The following is a 19,865-nucleotide window of genomic DNA, read 5'->3' on the forward strand; positions in this document are numbered from 1 at the left end:
TCAGCAGTCCGGTTGAAAGGGGAAGCAGCCCTGCGGGGTACGAGGTGACGGCGCTTCGGTGGTGGGCTCGGTGGTGGGCGGCGGGACTTCGATGGGCAGTTGCGGCGGCGGCTCGGTCACGCTGTGGTTGCCGGTGTCGGGCGGCCCGACGGTCGAGCCCGATTTCGCGAAAAGCCAGATGGCGCCGCCGAGGATCAGCACCGCCACCACAGCCCCGATCGCCAGGAGCAGCGGGCCGCGGTTCGCGCGCGGTTTGGCGGAGCTGGTTTTGGCGGATTCGGGTTTGCCGACGGGGCGTTTGGCGCGCGCCGCGCCGGTGGTGGACAGCGACGCCGGGACCGGTTCCGTGGGCGGCGGGGCATCGGCGGGGCCGGGCAGGGTCGGCGGCGGGCCCGGGGTGACCGGGGGAGCGTGCGTCGGTGCGGGTGGTCGGTCCGCCTCCGCGCTGCGGAATCCCTCCGCGGCCAGCTGGGCGACGGTGACCGCGTCGGGGAAGTGCAACGCGGCCAACGCGGCTCGCACCTGTTCGGCGGTCCACGCGATCTCGCGGCGGGCGGTGGTGCGGAACCAGCCGCGTAGTTCCCGGAGTTCCCCGGCGAGCACCTCGATCCCCGCGGGCAGCGGTCCGCCGGGGTCGGCCGTGACGGCAGTGCCGACCTGCGGCAGCACCAGCACCAGCCCGGTGACATTCGTATCGATGTCGGCCGCACTCGCCAAATGCTGTGCCAGGCTGTCCATCGCGGCGCGCACCCGCGGCAGCGGGTTCGGGTCGCCCGCCGGAACCCGTACCGGGTCGCCGTCGAAACCTGTCAGTTGCCAGCGCTCTTCGGCGGGGCAGCGCAGTGTGCCGCTCTCCTTCAGCAGCATTCCCTCGACCGCGATGGCGATGCACGCGTTCGGCGTGATCACCAGCAGATCGGTCGCCGGGCCCTCGGGTAGCGAGTAATTCGAGATCGCAACGCCGGGAATCAGATACGGCCCGGTCCAGGTGTGCAGCCAGTCGATGACGAGCCGTTGCGGCTCCGGCATGTCGTCCCGAGCGCCGTTGAGCACCAGCATGGCGTTGGATCTCCTCGTACCGAGCCCCGAATCACTACCGTCTGAACAGTAACCCGTCCAGCGGCTTTCAATCGGGCCGACTCGATTCCGATCAGCAGAGTGCGGCGATACCGCGCAGCACGAGGTCGATGCCGGTGCTGAATTGTTCGCGATCGTCGTGGTGGCGGGCCTGCTCGGCGATGGCTCGGGTGAACGAGTACTCGTCGGGGTCGAGTGCGGCCCACGCCGTGGCCACGGCGTCGAGGAATTGGGCGCGATCCGTGGCGGGCCCGAGGGTGCGAGCGCTGGCGGAGTTCTGGCCGAGCGCGCCGAGGATGTAATGCACGAGCACCGAAGTCGCAGTGAACCAACTGCTTTCGGGTGTGCCGAGGGCGCGCACCGCGCGGCCGATGCGTTCGAAGAGGCGGGGCGTCACCGGTCCCATCGGGGCGCGGGACAGGTGTAGCGCGAGTTGGGTTGCCAGCCAGGGGTGTTCGTCGATCGCGTCGAACAGGCCGAGGGCCACGGCCCGGATCTCGTCCTGCGGTGTGCCCGGCGGATCGGTCGGCTCGACGGCGAGGGCGGCGGTGACCACGGCCTCGGTGGCGGCGGCGAGCAATTCGTCCTTGTTCGCGACGTGCCAGTAGATCGCGCCGGCGCCGGTGGCGAGCCGCTCGGTCAGCGCCCGGAAGGTGAGGCCGTGCTCGCCGGTGGCGTCGAGCAGGGCCACGGCGGCCTCGACGATCCGCTGCTTCGACAGTGCGTCCGTGCGTCGTTCGGCCCGCTGCTTCTTGGTCGCCACCAGCCCATCTTGACACGTCTGGAACGTTGTTCCAACATGGTCGTATGGAACGGCGTTCCATCACGTTTAGGAGGAATTGTCATGGTTACCCCGATTACGATCATCGGCGCAGGTCTGGGCGGTCTCACGCTGGCCCGCGTGCTGCACGTGCACGGCATACCCGCCACGGTCTACGAGGCAGAGGCCTCGCCGACGGCACGCGCGCAGGGCGGGATGCTCGACATTCACGACTACAACGGGCAGATCGCGCTCGAGGCGGCCGGATTGCTGGACGAGTTCCGCGGCCTCGTGCTCGACGGCAGGCAGGCGATGCGCGTCCTCGACCCGAACGGGACCGTGCTGTTCGAGAAGCCCGACGACGGGTCGGGTGGACGTCCCGAGGTTCAGCGCAGCGACCTGCGGCAGCTGCTGCTCGACTCGCTGCCGTCCGGCACGGTGCGCTGGGGGCACAAGGTCGCCGGCGTGCGAGCCGTCGATCCGGGCGATTACGAGGTGAGCTTCGTGACGGGTGACCCGATCCGCACACGCCTACTGGTCGGTGCGGACGGGGCGTGGTCGAAAGTCCGGTCACTGGTCTCCACGGCTGTGCCGGAATATGCCGGGGAGGCGTTTGTAGAGGTGTACCTGTTCGAAGCGGACGCCCGGCACCAGGCGGCAGCGCGGGCGGTCGGCGGCGGGTCGCTGATCGCGCCGGGCCCGGAGCGGGAAATCCACGCGCACCGGGAACGGGACGACACGTTGCACACCTACGTCGTGCTGCGGGAGTCGCTGGAGTGGTTCGCCGACATCGATTTCGCCGACGCCCCCGCGGCCATCGCCCGCGTCGCGCGCGAATTCGAAGGGTGGGCGCCGGAGCTCACCGCGCTGATCACCGAGGCCGACAGCGCGCCCGTGTTCCGGCCGCACTACACGCTGCCCGAGGAGTTCCGCTGGGAGCGGGTGCCGGGAGTGACGCTGCTCGGTGACGCGGCGCATCTCGTGGCCCCCAATGGCGAAGGCGCGAACCTGGCGATGCTCGACGGTGCGGAACTCGGCCGAGCCCTGGCCGCGCATCCCGGCGACCTCGAGACCGCGCTGGCCGAGTATGAGCAGGCGATGTTCGCCCGCAGCACCGCGATCGCGGCCGAGGCGGTCGAATTCTTCGGCGGCATGGTCGGCGACAATCCGGCCGAGGCGCTGCGCGATATGTTCCTCGAACAGGGGTGATGGTTGACGGTCCGCGCTACTTGGTGAACACTGATCGCAATGTGATTTCTGATTGCTATCGGTGGAAGGGGTGCCGGTCGTGCCGCAGCCGTTCGAGCAGACCATCCGGGCGATTCTCGCCGAGTGGGCGGACGACCTCGGTGCCGACCGGGTCGCCTACACCAACCACGTGCTGCGGGTGCTGTCGTTCTGTGACGGGCTGGCCGGCACCGCGGGCGCGGCGGCACCCAGCGCGCAGCCGCACTTCCAAGTCGCGGCCGCGTTCCACGACCTAGGGGTGTGGACCCACCACACGTTCGACTACCTGCCGCCCTCGATCGAACTCGCCGCGCGCTGGCTCACCGACCACGGGCAGGACGCGTCGATCCCCTTGGTCTCCACCATGATCGATGAGCACCACAAGATCCGTCGCGCGCCCGGACATCCGGATGTGGAGGTGTTCCGCCGGGCGGACCTGGTCGACGTCTCGGCCGGGTTGCGCCGCTTCGGCCTGCCGCGCGCGGAGTACCGGACCATCGCCCGGCGCTTCCCCGACGCCGGATTCCGCCGAAGGCTTGCCCAATTGGGCGCCCAGCGGATTCGTACTCATCCGCTGTCGCCGCTGCCGATGCTCAAGTGGTAGCCGGTGCGTCCAGCGGTATCGGTCGCATAGGCGCCTGCGGTTCGTGCCGCGGATCGGCGGCGCGCGCGGCGTGTGCGGCGACGAGAACATAGGTGGCGGTGGCTACCAGAATGAGCGGATAGCAACCGGAATAGAGCGGGACCAGGGCGTGGATCCACCATTCGGGGGCGTCGCGGGGAAGCATGAAGAACCCGATGCCGATAGGGTGCGGCGCTTCCAATTGCGCTGGGCCGCCCCAATAGTTCCACCACCAGCAGAAGCTGGGTATGAGCACGGCGATGGCGGGCAGGAAGCGCCATGTCGTGTGCGCGGTGCGGGCGTGGTGCAAGGTCAGGACGAACAGCGGTACCAACCAGACCCAATGGTGTCCCCACGAGAAAGGAGAAACGCAGGCCGAGGTCATTCCGGTCAGGGTGATCGCCAGTAGTTCGTTGCGGCGGCGGAAAGCGACCACGGCCGCCGCCATTCCGAGGGCAGCCACCGGAACGGTCACCGCGAGCCACATCCACAGCGGCGGCTGATAAACCGTCGTGGTGCCGAGCGGCGACGAGAAACGTTGCACGTCATAAAATCTCAGCATTTGCGCGAGAAACCCGTTGACGGATTGATTGGCCGGTGAATCGACCAGCCCGACGCGACCCGACCGGGTGAATTGCTGTCCCCAGTAACTCCACGAATCGGCCGGCCGTACGAGGAAGCCGATCGCGACGGTCGCGAGCAGGGCCGCGGCGGTGATTCGCCAGGTGCGCCACTGGCGAGTGCCCGCGAGGTAGATCAGAAAGAAGGCCGGGGTCAACTTGATTCCGGCGGCGATGCCCACGCCGATGCCGCGCGCCGCGGAACGCGTGCGCGTGAGGTCCCAGAGGACCAGCAACACCAGGAAGACGTTGATCTGGCCGAGCCAGATGGTGGTCCGCACCGGCTCGAACGAGGTGCAGACGACCGCGAGCAGGACGGCGAAAACCCAGGTGCGCCGCGTATTCGGATAGCCGAGCGTGCGCAGGCAGCAGCGGACGATGCCGACCAGGGCCGCGAAAATCGCTATCCACCAGAGAATTTCGGTCACGCCGAAACTCATGAGCGTGAGCGGCACGAACGCGAGCGCGGCGAACGGGGTGTAGGTGAACTCCATTTCGAAGAACACCGGCCCGGCGTAGAGCCCGCTGCCGTGCAACAGGGCGTCCCCACCCGCGCGGTATACCCACAGGTCGACGTTGTTGCCGAAAAGTCCGTAATATCCGTTCCCGATCGGCAGCGCGTATACATGCCAGACGAGAACTACAACGGCGGCAATCGCGCAGAGCGCCAACGTCACGGTGCCGACGCCATTGTCCGCGCGGGAGACCTTCTCCTCGACGGCCAACGGTCTAGCGTCGCGGAGTGCGGCGGAACGGATGCGCTATCGCGGGGAACTGACCTGCCTGCAACAATTCGAGCTCCTATTCCTACGGTGACACACGCTGGGTATTCGTAGTAGAGCCCCGATACTTTAACCGCATCTTTCCCGAGCCGGCTGGACCGGTACTCGAGCGGCGCTCGGCGGTAGCGCGCCACACACCGAAAACAGCCCCCTCCGACGAGGTCGGAGGGGGCTGCTCTGCCGGCTACCCAGTCGCCGGCAGCAGGGGTCAGCGGGCGGACGCCGACCCGTCGCTCAGCGGTGTCAGGTCGGTGACCAATTGCTCGGTCAGCGGCGCGGGCACCGCGTGCCGCGCGGCGATGCGCAGCAGTGCGCCGCCGATGGCGTCGAGTTCCAATGGCCTACCGGCCTCGGCGTCGCGCTGCATGGACGACTTGGCCTCCGGCGGGAAGGTGTCGTAGAACCGCAGGGCCGCCTCGACGTCGGCGGGCACGCCCGCCGCCCGGCTCACTGCGGCGATCTCGGTGACGACGTCGACCAGTTCGCCGCGATGCACCGTGCGCAGCTCGCCGACCGGACAGCGGTGCCGCGTACTCAGCAGGGCGAACGGCGCGAGGAAGAACAACTTGCCCCAGAGCATTGCCGCCTCGTCCGGACGGACCGTGGCCTTTACCCCGGCCTCGTCCAGCATGGCGGCGAGCGCGGCGAGGCGTTCGGACGGCGTTGCGGCACCGGCCAGATCGATCTCCACGAACGGGCTGCCGTGCTCGATGACACCGGGGGCCACCCGGGTCGAGGCGACCCGGATCACCCCGGGCACAACGAGTTCCGGACGGAACCGCGCGCGCAGGGCCGCCGGGTGTTCGATACCGTTGAGCAGCGGCACCACCAGGCCGTCGCCGAGCAGTTCGGGGGAGACCCGCTCGACGGCGTCGCCGAGCACATTCTGTTTCACCGTCACCAGGCACAGGTCGACGGGCTCGCGCAGCTCGGTATCCGCCTCGGCTTTCGCGGTGAAGTCGCCGAAGAGGTTGCTGCGCACCTGGATTCCGTGTTCGCGCACGGCGTCGGTGGTCGCCTCGCCGCCGAGGAAGAGCACGCGGTGGCCGGCCCGCGCCAGCAGCGCGCCCACCAGCCCGCCGACACCGCCGGGGCCGAGTACCGCCACCCGCCATGGCGACATTGTGTTCATGGTGCCTGGCTGTACTGCGTTCATGGGATCCTTTCGTCGGTCGCGGAGAACCAGATGTCCTCGGCCGCCACGTCGGTGACCCGGTACTTCCCGAGGGCGCTGATCAGCAGCCGCAGTTCCAGCTCGAACGCGGACAGCAGGTTCGTCAGTCCATGATCGGCGTTCTCGTCGGCGGCGACCAGGGCGGCCCGCCCCAGGCCGACGGCGGACGCGCCGAGGGCCAGGCATTTGACGACCCGGGTTCCCTCCCAGCACCTTCCGGAGACCAGCAGACTGCGGCCCTGCCGGTCACGCCCGGCGACCCGGTGCAGACATTCGGCCAAGGGCAGGCCGACATGCTCGAGGAAGCCGTGCGGCGCCCAGCCGGTACCCGCTTCGGCGCCGTCGACCGTCACGGCGTCGGCGCCCGCCGCCCACGCGATCTCCGCCGCGTCGCCCACGTCCCGGGCGGGCGGCAGCTTCACCCAGACGCGGCAGCGCGGATAGTTGTTGCGCATCAACCGGATCTGCTGCCGCAGGATCTCGGGCGTGAACGTGCCGGGGGTGGCGCAGCGCAGCATCGGGGCGTCGGCGCTGTCGTAGATGTCCACGATGTCGTACTGGGCCGAAAGATCGGCGGCCCGTGTCCTGGGGACGAGGGTCATGCCGCCGACACCCGGTTTCGCGCCCTGCCCTACCTTCAATTCGAACGCCAAACGTCCACTGGCCAGCAGTGGTTCGCTCGACGGATCGCTGTACACCAGGTTCCACACTTCGGCGTCGGCGTCCTCGGTGCTCTGCTGCACGATCACGCCACCGGCGTCGTCGGCCGCGCGTTTGGTGTACTCGGTGAGCCGGCGCAGCAGCGAGCTCGGCGCTTCGGCCACCATCCGGCCGTAACCCGATACGGGAACGATGTTTTCGCCGATCACCATCGGCACTCCGGCCGTGCCGGCCTGCGCGGCCACCGCCACGCCCAGATCGCCGTCGGCCACCGCGGTCGAACCGAAGGCCGATACGTACACCGGCAACGTCGAGCGCAGGCCGCCGATGGTGGTGCTCAGGTCGACGTCACCGGCCAGCGGCTCGCGGCCGAGGTCGAACAGTTTCTCCTCGCGCAGCGGCACGAAGACCGGTGGCACCAGCCGGGCGTGGTCGATCGCATCCGGGCTGCCCGGCCGGGGCGCCTCGCCCCGGCTTTGCCCGAACAGCCGGGAACCGTAGTGCGCGTCGTCGGGAAACACCGCGCCCGCCGCCGTCCGCGCCCGCGCCCGTACCTCGTGTTCGGGAAAACCGGGCGCCGACAGCGCACTCATGGCCGGGGCTCCCCTGGCACCTTGGGGTAGGCGGTGGCCTGCCACACCGCGTCCAACCCGGCCAGGAAGCGAGTGAACCGCTCCACGCCGAGCCCGAAACCCGCACTGGGCGAAAGGCCTTCGCGGGCGAGGGTGAGGTACCACTCGTACTTCGCCGGATTCTCGCCGGTCTCGCGCATCCGGGTGAGCAGCGTGCGGTAGTCCGACTCGCGTTCGCTGCCGCTCATCATCTCGCCGAATCCGCCCGGGAAGATCAGGTCGAAATTGCGCAGCATCCCGGGCTCTTCGGGATTCTCGCTGTCGTAGAAGCCGCGTGAGCCCTTCGGGTAGTCGGTGATGAAGAACGGGGCGGTCGCCGCTGCGGAGATGATTTCCTCACCGGCCCAATCTATTTCGGTGTGCTCGCGCTGGTCGTAGCCGAGCCCGCGCAGTTCCTGCACCGCGGCGGTGTGGCGCTTGCGGCCGTAGGGTCCCGCGATCACCTGCTTCAACTGTTCGAGATCGCGGCCGAGCACCTCCAGCTCGGTCTGGGCGTTGCTCAGGACGTATTCCACCGCGTACTTCGTCACGCGTTCGGCCACGTCCATGGCGTCCTCGCGGGATCCGTTCGCGATCTCCACGTCGAGCTGGTGGAATTCGGCGAGGTGGCGGTGGGTCACCGCGGTCTCCAGCGGTTCGAGCCGCACGTTCGGCGCCACGTGGAAGATCTTCTCGAAAGCGAGCAGCGACGACTGTTTGTAGAGGATGCCGCTGGTCATCAGCTTGTAGCGGTGACCGTAGTAGTCGATGTCGACCTGTTTCGCGCCGCGGGCGCCCGGATCGGTCACCGGACCGATGATGGGCGGCAGCAGTTCGGTGAAGCCCTCCGCGGTCAGGAATTCCCGCGCGGCCGCCAGGAAACGGGCCTGCACGGTCAATGCGGCGATGGTTCGTTTCGAGGTGAGATGTGCGCGCGGTAGCGGTAGAGCCGATCTCGCTGGTTCCGTCGTTTCAGGCAAAGTTCGATCCGTTCGATAGTCCGTGCGGGTGTAGCGGAATTATCGGGAAGCGTGCTCGAGCCCCAGCGTCGAGCCGCCTGTCCGTCATTGCGCCTTTTATTTACGCCCGCGCCCTCGTATGCAATAGGTCCGCTGTGGGATAACGTTTATCCGAATACGCGGTTAGCTGGCAGGAAACTATTGCTTGGAAGCTTTCATAGAACCCCCCGTTCCCCGTGGACTGGCTACATATGCACTGGTCACTGGCCCATTCTCCCCCTGGGAGATCGCCCTGTCCACCCCCCGTCCGGGGGGTCTGACGCGCAAGATCATTTCCGCTCGAATTGCGGAATCCGAGGTGGCGAGGGTTTCTCGCTTCCCTTTGACAGTCGGTGTGGTCCGAGGTAACTTGGCTTTAACAGGGCCGGGGAGTTGGAATGGGGTGCGACTTCCCTTCGGGAGCATCTGGGGGTGCAGCTCCGGGTGTGTGAATTCTGAGAGGGTGGACTTGGATCAGTCGTTGTCTGAATTGATGCTGAGCACCTTCTCCAGCCTCCGCTGAGATACCGGAAGTGAATCCCGATAAAAATGAACTACGACCGTACGAACTTTGCTCCGCTGTCGCATACCCGTGCGGCCGACCCGGGCGAGTTGAGGTTCCACTGGTGTGCGCCGCTGGACAGCGGGCAGCAGAAAGCCACCGAGAAGTATCGAGTCGGCGAACTCGACTTCGACGGCATGGTCTCCTTCGTGCAGGAGGCCGACGCGCTGGGCGTCGACTCCCTGCTGATGGGCATCGCCGACTACATGCCCGATCCGCTGCCGATGATCGGCGCGCTGGTCCGCGAGACCGAGCACGTCACCTTCATCCTGGCCTACCGGCCCGGCCTGCTGTCGCCGACGCTGTTCACCCAGGTGGTGAACACGATCTCGTGGATGTCGAACGGGCGGATCTCGCTGAACCTGGTCGCCGGCATCTCCCCGGCCGAGCAGGCGGGCTACGGCGATTTCGTCGCGCACGACGGACGCTACGCCCGCACCCAGGAGTTCCTCGAGATCTGCCATCGGTTCTGGCGCGGCGAGAAGCCGCTGACCTACGAGGGCGACCACTACGTCATCAAGGAGGCGGCGCTCGGCCTCGGCTACAAAGACGGCGGCCGCCCCGAGATCTATCTGAGCGGCGCGTCGGGGGTCGCGCAGGAGACGGCCGCCATGTTCGGCGACTGCTGGCTGCGCTACGGCGACACCCCCGAGGGGATGGGCGCCGCGGCAAGGCCGGTGCTGGACAAAGGCATTCGGGTCGGCACCCGAATGCACGTGCTGGCCAGGGCGACCCGGGAGCAGGCGCTCACCGATCTGGCCGCCATGCAGGAGAACCCGGACGAGACGCACAAGGCGTGGGTCGCCAAGGTGGTCGCGGCCTCGGACTCCGAGGCCGTCAAGACCTCCTTCCGGCTGGCCGAACAGGCCGACGGCGACTGGCTCTCGCCGATGATCTACTCCGGTTTCGTGCCGTATCGCGGCGGACCCGCGCTGTGTGTGGTCGGCAGTTATCAGGAAGTCGCCGACTACCTCTACCAGTACAAGGCGCACGGGGTCAGCGAGTTCATCTTCTCCGGCTGGCCGACCAGGGACGAGATGCGGATCTTCTACACCCACGTGCTGCCCCTGATCCGGGAACACGAGAGACGGTTGGCATGACGTCGCGAGCGGTGCCGCGGCACAGCGCGCTGTTCGGTACCGGTGTTCTGCTCGGACTGGTCGCCGAACAGGTGGTGCTGTTCGCGGTGCCGCTGTTGATCTTTCACGACACCAAGCAGGTGTCCACCCTCGGCTTCGCGTTCGCGCTGGAATGGGTGCCCGCGCTCATCGCCTACCCGTTCGCGGGCATGCTTGCCGACCGCGACGGCGGGGCCAGACTGTTCACCCGGGTCGCGGTACTGCGCGCGCTCATCCTGCTGATCGTCGTGCTCGTCTGCGTGGTCCAGCCCGACTGGATGGTGCCCGCGTTGATGGCGGGCGGGGCGTTCCTGTCGCTGTGCGTGGCGCCCATCCGCATGTCGATCGAGCGGATGGTGCCGCAGCTGGCCAAGGATTCCCAGATCGCGACGGTGCAGTCGCTGGTGCAGAACATGGAATTGCTCGCCATGGCGCTCGGGCCTGCCCTGGCGATCATGGCCGCGGCGTTTCTCGGCAAGCTCTGGCTGCTGCTCGTCGCGGCGGGCGCGTTCGGTATCAGCGCGTTGACCTGGCTGCCGCTGCCGCGCCCGCAGACCCGGGAACGGGTCGAGTGGGCGGCGCGAAAAGTGCTGGCGGAGTTGGCCATCGGCTGGCAACTCATGGTGCGGATCCGGCCGGTCCTGCTGCTCGGCATCCTCAACTTCACCATCAATCTGGTGGTCGGGGTGTTGATCGTGTCGAACGCCGCGCTGGTCACCGATGTCTTCAAAGCGCCCGACGCCGCGTACGGGCTGCTGAATGCCGCGGTCGGCGTCACCGGGCTGCTGAATCTGCTGCTGATGCCCGTGCTGCTGCGCCGCGTCGGGGTGGAACCCATTGGTGGTACCGGCTTCTGGCTGATGTGCGTCGCGTTCTTGATCGCGGCGCTGGCCCCTTCCTACTGGATCTACGCGCCCGCCTTCGTGGCGATGCTCGTCGGCTCCGCGCTCTACAACATCTACAACCGCACCCAGCGGGTGAAGGTGATCCCCGGCCAACATCTCGGCAAGGTGATGGGGCCGTTCTATTTGCTCAACCTTTTGTCCTATCCGATCGCGGGTCTGCTGATCGGTGGCCTGGGCGCCACCATCGGCCCCCAACGACTTGCGCTGTGGCTGGGCTGCCTGCTCTGCCTGTTCGGCGCGGTATTCCTGCCGTTGACGATGGCCAGCTTCCGTAAAGCACTCCTGGCCCGCGAGAACGCTAACGTCGAGGTCGTGACATGAACGCCACTTTCCGGTGCGTACTGAGCACCGTCGAATCCGATTCCCATCTCTGGAATCTGGTCTATCTGCAGAAGCTGCTCGAGGAGCACGGCGCCGAGGTGCGCAACCTCGGGACGTGCACGCCGGTGCAGAGCGTGGCCGAGGCCATCCGCGCCGATCGCCCCGACCTGCTGGTCGTGTCGAGCGTGAACGGTCACGGGTTCCACGGCGCCCAGGTGTTGCTGTCCGCACTGCGCGAACGCGGACTCGAGGTGCCGTGCGCCATCGGCGGGAAGCTGACCACCGCGGTGTCCGACGACGACCGGGTGCGACGCGAACTGCTCGAGCTGGGCTACACCGACGTGTTCCTCGGTGACGACGCCATCGATCGCTTCCGCGGCTTCCTGCGTTTCGGTATGGCCCAAGGGTTTTCGGCCTGGCGCGCGGATCGCGCCGTAATCACGCCGTGGGACAGCGAGAACGCGGAAACGCGAGAGGTCTTCTGATGCATATCGTCATCGTCAACCGGTGGCCGCGGTTCTTCGACGGGATTCGCTGGGACAACGAACTCACCCGCTACGAGGAGTTCATCGACCACGAAGCGAACCGGGTGAGCTACGTCGTGGACGGTCCCGGTGCCGATGGCGTGCTGATCGATCCGGGCAAGATCGCCTGGCAGGTGCGGGTCGCCGACGTCAACGATGTGGCGGCACTCGGTGCGGCCGTGCACGAGATCATCGAGCGGGTCGGCCCGGTGGACGAGCTGATCGCGCTGTCGGAATTCACGCTGGAGATCGCGGCCGAAGTCCGTGCGCGACTGGGTATTCCCGGGCCGTCGCTGGACGAGGTCGCGGTCTACCGGGACAAGGTCCGGATGAAGCAGGTGCTGGAGAAGGCGGGAATCCCGGTGCCGCGCTTCGCTTCCTGTGTGAGCGCCGAGCAGGTACGCACGTTCGCGGCCGACTGTGGCTATCCGTTGATCCTCAAGCCGCTGGCCGCCGCTGCCAGCATCGGTGTGCGCCGGGTGGACGACGACGCGGAACTCGCTGCGGCACTGGATGTTCTGGACCTGTCCGGATACGAAGTCGAGGAGTTCATCGCGGGCGAGATCTACCATATCGACGGTTTCGTCGACGACCACTCCCACGTCGTGTTCCAGGCCGTCTCCCGGTACATCAACGACTGCTTGTCCTTCGCGCAGGGCGAGCCGCTGGGCTCGGTCCTGCTGCGTTCCTCGCCGCGACGGACCATGCTCGAGGACTTCTGTCAGCAGGTGGTGTCCGCACTCGACCTGCGCCGCTTGCCTTTTCACCTCGAAGTGTTCATCACACCGGCGGGTGATCCGGTGTTCCTGGAGATCGGCGGACGGGTGGGCGGCGCCGAGGTTCCGCACCTGCTGTACCGGGTCTTCGGGGTGAACCTGTACGAAATGTTCCTGCGGACGCTCGCCGGCGACCCGGTCCCGCGGGTTCCCGACTACGCCGACGCCTCCGGGGGTTGGCTGATCATGCCCAAATCCGAGAAGCACGCCGAGCGGGTGGTGCGCGCGTCCTCGATGCGGGAGCAGGTGCCGGCGGTCTGGCGTGAGCTGTTGCCCGAGCCGGGGCAGGTGCTGGCGCCCGGCGGCGCCTACGACGCATTGCACCGTGGGCGATTCATCTTGCTGCACGAGGACGAGCACGTCGTCGAGGCGGGCATCCGGAAGATCATCGAGAACTTCGACTTCGAGGCGGAATCGCTGTGAACAGTGCACATGGTATCGACGATCGGACGCGCTACGAGCAGCTGATCGGATTCCTCACCGCGGAGGAGAAACTCGGCGTCGCGGCGGTCGGCGACAAGCTGGTCGAGGCCGCGGGCGGGGTGGACCGCCTCGACGGCTACAAGGTCATGGTCGCCTACGGCGGCGGCAAGGACAGCACCTACGTCGTCGCGTTCGTGCGTGCCGTGCAGCTGCATCTGCAACTCGCGCACGGCAGTACGTTCCTGATGCGGGTGGCGAACATGCGCCATGCCGGCGTGGTCGGCGCGGTCATGGAGAACATCGACCGGGTGTACTCGGCGCTGGGTCTGCTGACCGACGAACGGGCCGAACTGCTCACCATCGACCACACCGAGATCCGCCGCTTCCGGGTAGATCTGCCGCTGCCGGACCAGCTGGTGGCGATCAATCGGCTCGACGTGCTGATGAACGGGCACCGCTCGGCGGGCGACGGCCGCCCCACCTTCTGCAACAGCTGCAACCTCGCGGTCGCCGACTTCTACGGTCGCGCGGCCTGGTGGCAAGGCGGGGTCGACGCGATCATGACCGGCGACTCGCGCCGGGAACAGGCGTTGTACGCGGCGTGGATTCTGCGGCTGGCCAAGGGAATCGGCATCGACGTACAGCGCAAGGGCATGACGTTCCAGGACCTGCTGCAGGCGCTGCGCGGGGTCGGCGACGCCTACTTCCACGAGCTGTTCGGCGCCGCCGAGCCGGAACCGGCCGAGCGTGAGGTCGCGGTGGGGGATCGCTCGGTGCAGCCGACCTTCGTCTCCATCTACGACCTGGTGAGCTATCGAGTGCACGACCATTGGGACCTGATCGTCGACTTCCTCGGTTTCCGGTTCGACGACCTGGCGTTCAGCTTCACCGAATCCGATTGCGCCAACCCGACTCTCATGGCACACATCCGTGGCCTGCGGGTGCAGTACGTGGAGGGCCGCACCTATCAGGCGGGCATCACCGAGTACCTGGAGTTCGCCGAGACGATGATGCGCAAGAAGGAGATGCCCGACCAGCTCATCGAGCTGGCCCTCGCCCGCTACGACTCGCCGGACAAGATCGTGGAACGGCGGGAGGTGGCCGCGGCGTTCGCCGCCAAGGCCTTCGGGCTGGACGAGGACGCGTTGGTCGCGCTGGTCTTCTCGCCGTTCACGAATGAGGGTGCGCGCCTTGCGGAATTCGTCGAACGCTGTCATCCCGAGCGGCTCGGCGACCTGCCCGCCCTGCACGCCGTGCTGCGCGGCGAGTCCAGCGACGACCGCGCCGCCGCGTGGCTGACGGAGGTGTCCGGGCTGTCCGTCGCCCATCTGCGCACGCTCTATCGCAGTGCCCTCGTCGATTTCGCGGCAGGGGACACCGTGATGGCCAAGGTGCGCGCGGGCGATCCGCACAAGTCCCAGGTGCACACGGTGGACCCGCGCTCCGGATTGCCGACGCTAGAGCTGATCTCGGGCCGGTGACGTGGCCGGCTACTTCGATCGATTCGTGGCGGGCCGGGCCGCGGCAGGGCAGCTGGTGGTCCAGCCGCGCATGGGGTTCGGCAGCCTGTCAGCGATGCGGTCCGGTCTCGCCCGGGTGGCCTACCTGGATTTCCCGGTGATCGGCACGCTCACGCTGGACAGCTACACCCGCGTCGGCGACTACCGGACGCCGCTCGAACGTCTGGCCGCGGGGGAGGAGCTGAACGGATACCCGCTCGTCTCGCACCCGGTCGCGGAGACCAGGAAGCTGCTCGCGGGGCTCTACGGCCCGACCTTTCCGGTCCAGGTGCGCCACGGCACCGCCCTGCCGCTGCGGGTGTTCGAGCGACTGGTCGAGGTGGGTCTGGACGCGACCGAGGGCGGGCCGGTCTCGTACTGCCTGCCCTACAGCAGGCTGCCGCTGCGGGACGCCATCGACGCTTGGGCGGAAAGCACTCGGTTCCTGGCCGGCGCTACCGAATTCGGCCATATCGAGAGTTTCGGGGGTTGTCTGCTCGGCCAGCTCTGCCCGCCCTCGCTGCTGGTGGCGATGGGTGTACTGGAGGGCTGCTTCTTCCGGCAGCACGGGTTGCGGTACATGTCGTTCAGCTACGCCCAGGGGACGTTGGCCGAACAAGATCGGGGCGCGCTGCGGGCGCTGCGAACCCTGGCCGCCGAGTATCTCGGCGATGTGACCTGGCACGTCGTGTTCTACACCTATATGGGGTTGTTCCCGCGCACACCGGACGGCGCGAGCCGGTTGATCCGCGACAGCGCCCGGCTGGCCATCGCCACGGGCTGCGAGCGGATGATCGTGAAGACGGTGTCGGAGGCCTGGCAGATTCCGTCGGTGCCGGAGAACATCGCCGCCCTGCGGATGGCTGCGGAAGAGGCTGCCGGGCCGCTCGATCCGGCCTCCCCGGCCGCGGACATGTACTTCGCCGAGGTGCTCGCCGAGGCGCGCCTGCTCATCGACACGGTGCTCGATCTGCACGCCGACGTCGGGCAGGCGCTGCTGCGGGCCTTCGCCACCGGGCTGCTCGACGTCCCGTTCTGCCTGCACAACGACAACCTCGGCGCCGCGACCACCGTGATCGACGAGCAGGGCGCGTTGCGCTGGGGTGAACTGGGACGACTTCCGTTGCCGCCCAGTGCGGGTCGCGACGATCTGGCCCGGCTCGGCTCCGACGCGCTGTACGGGATGCTCGACCACGTCGCGAACAGCTATGACAGCCGCCTGATTCCGTGAACACCCAGATGGGAAGCTCGATGTCCGACGACAATCCGTCCACTGTGGTCCTGGTGGACGCGTTCTCCACGGGCGCGCTGCTCGCCCTGCAAGCCTGGCACCGGTACCGGCTGATCCACGTCCGGTCCCGGGCCAGGCTGCCCGCGACCTTCTCGGCGAGCCTGCCCGCCGAGCTGTTCGCCGAGGACTTCGCCTACACCGACCACGCCGACGACGTCATGCGCAGGCTCGCCGAACTCGCCCCGATCGCGGTCATCGCGGCCAGTGAGTTCGGGGTGGAGGTGGCCGACGAGATCGCCGCGAAATTGGGCCTGCGCGGCAACGATCCGGCGCTGTCGCATGTGCGGCGGGACAAGTTCCATATGCTGGAGGCGGTCGGCGCCGCGGGGCTGCGCACGGTGCGGCAGCGGCGTACCAGCGAGGTGGCCGATCTGCTGGCCTGGCGGCGCGCGGCGGGGCTCGAACGCATGGTGGTCAAGCCGCTCGACAGCGCGGGCTCCGACGACGTGTTCATCAGCGATTCCGAGGCGCAGGTGCGCACGGCGGTCCGGACGATCATCGGCAAGACGAACCTGATGCTGCGGACCAACGCGGCGGTGCTGGCCCAGGAGTATCTGGTGGGCGAGGAGTACATCGTCAATTCCGTCAGCCGTGACGGCATGCACTGGTTCACCGATGCCTGGGTCAGCCACAAGAAGACCGTCCGGGACAACCGCAGGATCTACGACTACGAGGATCTGCTCTCGCGGTCGGACCCGCGGTTCGACGAGATCCTCGCCTACGTCGCGGGCGTGCTGGACGCGCTGGGCATCGTGAACGGGCCCGCGCACACCGAATTGATCTATACCGCAGCGGGTCCGGTGCTGCTGGAGACCGGCGCGCGATTATCCGGCCTGGCCAATCCGCGTGCCCTCGATCGGTGCACCGGGGTGAATCAGGTGGACCTGACGATGGACTGCTACCTCGGCGGCGGGAACGCGCTGGCCACTCAGCCGGCCGTGTACGACCGGCGCGAGCACGCGCGCTGTGTGAATCTCATTGCACACCAAGAGGTTCCGCTACCCGCGCCGACGCTCCGGGACGAACTCGAGCGGCTGCCCGCCGTGGAGAGCGTGCGCTTCCGGATCGGTGATCAGGCGTTGACCAGGCCGACGGTCGATCTCAACTCTTCGCCCGGTGTCGTGTTCCTCGTACACGAGGACGCTGCCGAGATCGAGCGGTCCTATCAGGCGCTGCGGCGACTCGAGCACGAGTTGCTGTAGACGCGTCGCTCTCGGCCAGGAAGGCGGCAGGTTTCGATGACGAATCCGCAACTCGGACAGGTCCTGCCGGCCGTTCTGGTGCTGCTGCTGGCGGCCAATCTGCTCGGGCAGCTGTTCCGTAAGCTGCGTCAGCCCAAGGTCGTCGGCGAGATCCTGGCCGGAATACTGCTCGGGCCAACGGTGCTCGGACAGCTCGCGCCGGGTGTCGCGACCGAGCTGTTCGGCACCGACGACGCGGCCAGCAGGGCGGTGCTGCTCGGCTTCCTGTACCACCTCGGGTTGCTCCTGCTGATGTTCGTATCGGGTTGTGCCGCAAAGCATCTGCTGGGGGCGCAGAATCGCAGGGCCACCGCCTGGATTCTGGGCATCGGCACCCCGCTGCCGTTCTTCCTCGCGCTCGGCGCCGCACCGCTGCTGCCGCTCGACGCGTTCACCGGCACGGCGGGCAGCGCGCACGCCGTGGTGCTCGTCTTCGCGGCCGCCACGGCGGTGACCTCGATCCCGGTGATCACCAAGATCTTCTACGACCTGGGCATCCTGCACACCCGGTTCGCCAGCCTGCAACTCGGCTCCGCCGTGCTCGAGGACATAGCCCTGTGGGGGGTGCTGTCCGTGGCCACCGCGATCGCGGCGGCGAGTTCGATCTCCACGGGCGGCGATTTGACCGCCACCATCGGCGAGCACATGGCGGTGAACGCCTGCTTCGTGGTGCTGGCGCTCACCGTCATGCCCGCAGTGTTGCGCAAGCTCTCGCGCGCGGGATGGAATGTGGTGGCGCGCGATTCGCCCATCGCGTGGATGCTCGTCGTCTTCCTGGGCTACGTCTCGCTCGCGGCCGCACTGGACGTGACGCTCGCCTTCGCCGCCCTGCTGGCCGGGTTCGGCGTCATGGGCGGGATGAAAGGCACAGAGCAGGAACGGTTTCAGGCACCCATGCATTCGCTGGGGGAGGTGGCGGGGCACTTCTTCGTCCCGCTCTACTTCGCCATCGTCGGTTACCGGCTCGACCTGACCAAGACCTTCGATCCGCTCATGGTCGCGGGGTTCCTGCTCGGTACCTCGCTGGTGGTGTTCCTGTCCGTCGGCCTCGGCGCCAAACTGGCCGGGATGAACCGCCTCGACATCGTCAATCTCGCCGTCACGCAGAACGCGCGCGGGGGACCGGGCATCGTGATGGCCTCGGTCGCCTTCGACGCGGGCATCATCAACGCCACCTTCTACACCACGCTGGTCCTCACCGCCGTCCTGACGTCCCAGGCCTGCGGTTTCTGGCTGGACTACGTCCTGCGTAAAGGCTGGCCGCTGCTCTCGGGCGACGACCTGCGCCGCCGCGGCATCGAACCCGAACATGAGGAACTGCCGCAGCGCGCAGCGTCCTGAGGCGGCTAGCCGATCGCCATGACGAACTCAATCCGGCGGCTCCTGCGCGTCCTCGGGGATCGCGCCCGGGATATTGGCTGGAAGGTCGTCGGTGCCGTCGTAGCTCCCCGGACCGAGATCGACGGCCGCGCGCCGGGGCGCGTCGGACGGTTGCGGTGCGGCACCGGTACCGGCGAGACCACCGGCGTTTCCCGCGCCGGAATCGGTGTTGTCGAGTGCGTCGATCGCGTCGCTAAGTTCCGCGCGCAGGCGATCGGTGGCGGCTTGGTCACCCGCGTTCTCCGCGGTCGTGATGTCCTGGCGGAGCTGGGCGATGACGTCGTGGCTGACCATGATCCTCCTCGCTTGTCGGGTTGGGCACAGTCACGCGCTACCCGGCCTCGGTCCGCGCAATCAGGCGTTGCGGCAGAACCCGTTGTGATTGCGGTCATGCGCACGGCCACCGCACCCGCCCTGTTTGACGGCAGCCCACCGGGTAGTGCCTGAACAGGCGGCGAAACAGTCGATTCGACAGGAGGTGGGTACGGTGCGGACCGAGGACGTCGAGAAGCGCTGGACCGACGAAGGTACGTTCCGCCAGGCCGCGGCCTATGTGCTGGCGGTGCTGGGTGTGGCCGCGGCGGTGTTCGTGGCGACCACCGTGTGGGCGGCGAATCGGGCGGCCTGTGCGGCCGCGGCGAGCACGCTGTGTGACACCACCGCCAAGACCGCGGTGCTGGCCGGTCCCGCCGCGATAGTCCTGCTCGGTGGCATCGGCGCCTTCATCCGGACGTATCAGCAGTGGCGGCGCGGCCGGAACTGGCCGATCTGGCAGGGCGCGGGCTGGTTCCTGTTCGTGCTCATGACCGTCTTCCTGAGCATCGGCGGCGGTGCGGTCGCGACTTGAGCGGCCCGCTCAGCAGTGCACGCGCGCCGCGACCGCGAGCCGAACATTCGCGCGCTGCAGGGCCGCTCGGGCCGCATCATCCGAGCGATCATCGGTCAGCCGCTGGGCCGCGTCGGTCTGCGCGGTGCGTGCGCGGACCACATCGATACGTTCCGCGAACTCCAATCCCTGTGCCGTCAAGCGGATCTCGTCGTCGACCGCGCGTAGCTCGCCACCGTGCAGCGCCGCCAGCCACTCCCGCGCGCCCGCCCGCACCGTGAGCACCCCGATGTCGAGGGCCACGTCCATCCGGTCGTGGCCCGGCTCGAGCACCTGGACGCCGTCGACGGTGGGCACCCGCACCCGGTCGGCACTGAAGACGAATTCCCGGTAACCGGGCACCTCCAGGACGACCGCCAGACCTCGGGCGGTGCGCAACCGCGGGTCGCGGCCGGAACTCCGTTGCAT

19 protein-coding genes are annotated in these 19,865 nt (G+C 67.9%); 11 read left to right on the top strand and 8 right to left on the bottom strand.

Features of this window, described 5'->3' with window-relative positions; all coding sequences use genetic code 11:
* Positions 1 to 1,059 (bottom strand): hypothetical protein, encoded by a 1,059-nt coding sequence (locus tag O3I_RS15615; RefSeq protein ID WP_014983900.1) that lies wholly within the window; start codon positions 1,057 to 1,059, stop codon positions 1 to 3.
* A gap of 91 nt (positions 1,060 to 1,150) precedes the next feature.
* Positions 1,151 to 1,840, bottom strand: a complete 690-nt coding sequence (locus tag O3I_RS15620) for a TetR/AcrR family transcriptional regulator (RefSeq protein WP_014983901.1) — start codon at positions 1,838 to 1,840, stop codon at positions 1,151 to 1,153.
* Between the two features lie 81 nt (positions 1,841 to 1,921).
* On the opposite strand from O3I_RS15620, the gene O3I_RS15625 reads away from it, so the two are divergent.
* Both O3I_RS15625 and O3I_RS15630 read left to right on the top strand, forming a co-directional pair.
* Entirely contained in the window at positions 1,922 to 3,046 is a 1,125-nt protein-coding gene (locus tag O3I_RS15625; RefSeq protein WP_014983902.1) for an FAD-dependent oxidoreductase, read from the top strand.
* Positions 3,047 to 3,125: 79 nt separating this feature from the next.
* Complete coding sequence (locus O3I_RS15630) at positions 3,126 to 3,668, top strand: phosphohydrolase (RefSeq protein WP_141692320.1); 543 nt, start codon at positions 3,126 to 3,128, stop codon at positions 3,666 to 3,668.
* Here O3I_RS15630 and O3I_RS15635 read toward each other — a convergent pair.
* The 4 genes from O3I_RS15635 to O3I_RS15650 all read right to left on the bottom strand — a co-directional run bounded on the left by O3I_RS15635 (position 3,658) and on the right by O3I_RS15650 (position 8,513).
* Positions 3,658 to 5,031: a glycosyltransferase 87 family protein gene (locus O3I_RS15635; protein WP_014983904.1), complete on the bottom strand. Its 1,374-nt coding sequence runs from the start codon at positions 5,029 to 5,031 to the stop codon at positions 3,658 to 3,660. The two genes, O3I_RS15630 and O3I_RS15635, sit on opposite strands and share 11 nt — an antisense overlap.
* A gap of 265 nt (positions 5,032 to 5,296) precedes the next feature.
* Positions 5,297 to 6,211, bottom strand: coding sequence for a ketopantoate reductase family protein (locus O3I_RS15640; RefSeq protein ID WP_041563862.1), 915 nt, complete (start codon positions 6,209 to 6,211; stop codon positions 5,297 to 5,299).
* A gap of 29 nt (positions 6,212 to 6,240) precedes the next feature.
* Positions 6,241 to 7,515, bottom strand: a complete 1,275-nt coding sequence (locus O3I_RS15645; protein ID WP_014983906.1) for a glutamate synthase-related protein — start codon at positions 7,513 to 7,515, stop codon at positions 6,241 to 6,243.
* Entirely contained in the window at positions 7,512 to 8,513 is a 1,002-nt protein-coding gene (locus tag O3I_RS15650) for an asparagine synthetase A (RefSeq protein WP_041562636.1), read from the bottom strand. The genes O3I_RS15645 and O3I_RS15650 overlap by 4 nt, the downstream gene beginning before the upstream one ends.
* A gap of 567 nt (positions 8,514 to 9,080) precedes the next feature.
* On the opposite strand from O3I_RS15650, the gene O3I_RS15655 reads away from it, so the two are divergent.
* The 8 genes from O3I_RS15655 to O3I_RS15690 are packed head-to-tail and all read left to right on the top strand — an operon-like array spanning position 9,081 to position 18,532.
* Positions 9,081 to 10,193, top strand: coding sequence for an LLM class flavin-dependent oxidoreductase (locus tag O3I_RS15655; RefSeq protein ID WP_014983908.1), 1,113 nt, complete (start codon positions 9,081 to 9,083; stop codon positions 10,191 to 10,193).
* The gene (locus tag O3I_RS15660; protein ID WP_014983909.1) at positions 10,190 to 11,437 is read left to right on the top strand and encodes an MFS transporter; all 1,248 of its coding nucleotides are present in this window, start codon (positions 10,190 to 10,192) and stop codon (positions 11,435 to 11,437) included. The genes O3I_RS15655 and O3I_RS15660 overlap by 4 nt, the downstream gene beginning before the upstream one ends.
* Positions 11,434 to 11,922 carry a cobalamin B12-binding domain-containing protein gene (locus O3I_RS42650; protein ID WP_014983910.1) on the top strand — a complete coding sequence of 163 codons (489 nt, stop codon included), beginning with the start codon at positions 11,434 to 11,436 and terminating at the stop codon, positions 11,920 to 11,922. The genes O3I_RS15660 and O3I_RS42650 overlap by 4 nt, the downstream gene beginning before the upstream one ends.
* On the top strand, positions 11,922 to 13,160 hold the full coding sequence (locus tag O3I_RS15670; RefSeq protein ID WP_014983911.1) for an ATP-grasp domain-containing protein: 1,239 nt from the start codon (positions 11,922 to 11,924) through the stop codon (positions 13,158 to 13,160). The genes O3I_RS42650 and O3I_RS15670 overlap by 1 nt, the downstream gene beginning before the upstream one ends.
* Entirely contained in the window at positions 13,157 to 14,641 is a 1,485-nt protein-coding gene (locus tag O3I_RS15675) for a hypothetical protein (RefSeq protein WP_014983912.1), read from the top strand. The genes O3I_RS15670 and O3I_RS15675 overlap by 4 nt, the downstream gene beginning before the upstream one ends.
* Position 14,642: 1 nt before the next feature.
* On the top strand, positions 14,643 to 15,890 hold the full coding sequence (locus O3I_RS15680; RefSeq protein ID WP_014983913.1) for a methylaspartate mutase: 1,248 nt from the start codon (positions 14,643 to 14,645) through the stop codon (positions 15,888 to 15,890).
* A 20-nt stretch (positions 15,891 to 15,910) separates the two neighbouring features.
* Positions 15,911 to 17,152: an ATP-grasp domain-containing protein gene (locus O3I_RS15685; RefSeq protein WP_014983914.1), complete on the top strand. Its 1,242-nt coding sequence runs from the start codon at positions 15,911 to 15,913 to the stop codon at positions 17,150 to 17,152.
* A 36-nt stretch (positions 17,153 to 17,188) separates the two neighbouring features.
* Positions 17,189 to 18,532: a cation:proton antiporter gene (locus O3I_RS15690; RefSeq protein ID WP_014983915.1), complete on the top strand. Its 1,344-nt coding sequence runs from the start codon at positions 17,189 to 17,191 to the stop codon at positions 18,530 to 18,532.
* A 27-nt stretch (positions 18,533 to 18,559) separates the two neighbouring features.
* On the opposite strand, the gene O3I_RS15695 is transcribed toward O3I_RS15690, so the two are convergent.
* Complete coding sequence (locus O3I_RS15695) at positions 18,560 to 18,865, bottom strand: hypothetical protein (protein WP_014983916.1); 306 nt, start codon at positions 18,863 to 18,865, stop codon at positions 18,560 to 18,562.
* A 193-nt stretch (positions 18,866 to 19,058) separates the two neighbouring features.
* Here O3I_RS15695 and O3I_RS15700 point away from each other — a divergent pair, with 193 nt between their 5' ends.
* Entirely contained in the window at positions 19,059 to 19,418 is a 360-nt protein-coding gene (locus tag O3I_RS15700) for a hypothetical protein (RefSeq protein ID WP_014983917.1), read from the top strand.
* 9 nt (positions 19,419 to 19,427) lie between these two features.
* Here O3I_RS15700 and O3I_RS42655 read toward each other — a convergent pair whose 3' ends face one another.
* Positions 19,428 to 19,865, bottom strand: coding sequence for a F0F1 ATP synthase subunit epsilon (locus O3I_RS42655; RefSeq protein WP_014983918.1), 438 nt, complete (start codon positions 19,863 to 19,865; stop codon positions 19,428 to 19,430).

Source organism: Nocardia brasiliensis ATCC 700358 (assembly GCF_000250675.2).
GTDB classification, from domain to species: domain Bacteria; phylum Actinomycetota; class Actinomycetes; order Mycobacteriales; family Mycobacteriaceae; genus Nocardia; species Nocardia brasiliensis_B.

Excerpts from the sequence above, each read along its gene's own strand:
- O3I_RS42650 (WP_014983910.1), top strand. The coding sequence starts at position 11,434 with ATGAACGCCACTTTCCGGTGCGTACTGAGCACCGTCGAATCCGATTCC.
- O3I_RS15690 (WP_014983915.1), top strand. The coding sequence starts at position 17,189 with ATGACGAATCCGCAACTCGGACAGGTCCTGCCGGCCGTTCTGGTGCTG.
- O3I_RS15615 (WP_014983900.1), bottom strand. The coding sequence starts at position 1,059 with ATGCTGGTGCTCAACGGCGCTCGGGACGACATGCCGGAGCCGCAACGG.
- O3I_RS15645 (WP_014983906.1), bottom strand. The coding sequence starts at position 7,515 with ATGAGTGCGCTGTCGGCGCCCGGTTTTCCCGAACACGAGGTACGGGCG.
- O3I_RS42655 (WP_014983918.1), bottom strand. The coding sequence starts at position 19,865 with ATGCAACGGAGTTCCGGCCGCGACCCGCGGTTGCGCACCGCCCGAGGT.
- O3I_RS15685 (WP_014983914.1), top strand. The coding sequence starts at position 15,911 with ATGTCCGACGACAATCCGTCCACTGTGGTCCTGGTGGACGCGTTCTCC.
- O3I_RS15670 (WP_014983911.1), top strand. The coding sequence starts at position 11,922 with ATGCATATCGTCATCGTCAACCGGTGGCCGCGGTTCTTCGACGGGATT.
- O3I_RS15695 (WP_014983916.1), bottom strand. The coding sequence starts at position 18,865 with ATGGTCAGCCACGACGTCATCGCCCAGCTCCGCCAGGACATCACGACC.
- O3I_RS15660 (WP_014983909.1), top strand. The coding sequence starts at position 10,190 with ATGACGTCGCGAGCGGTGCCGCGGCACAGCGCGCTGTTCGGTACCGGT.
- O3I_RS15640 (WP_041563862.1), bottom strand. The coding sequence starts at position 6,211 with ATGTCGCCATGGCGGGTGGCGGTACTCGGCCCCGGCGGTGTCGGCGGG.
- O3I_RS15655 (WP_014983908.1), top strand. The coding sequence starts at position 9,081 with ATGAACTACGACCGTACGAACTTTGCTCCGCTGTCGCATACCCGTGCG.
- O3I_RS15625 (WP_014983902.1), top strand. The coding sequence starts at position 1,922 with ATGGTTACCCCGATTACGATCATCGGCGCAGGTCTGGGCGGTCTCACG.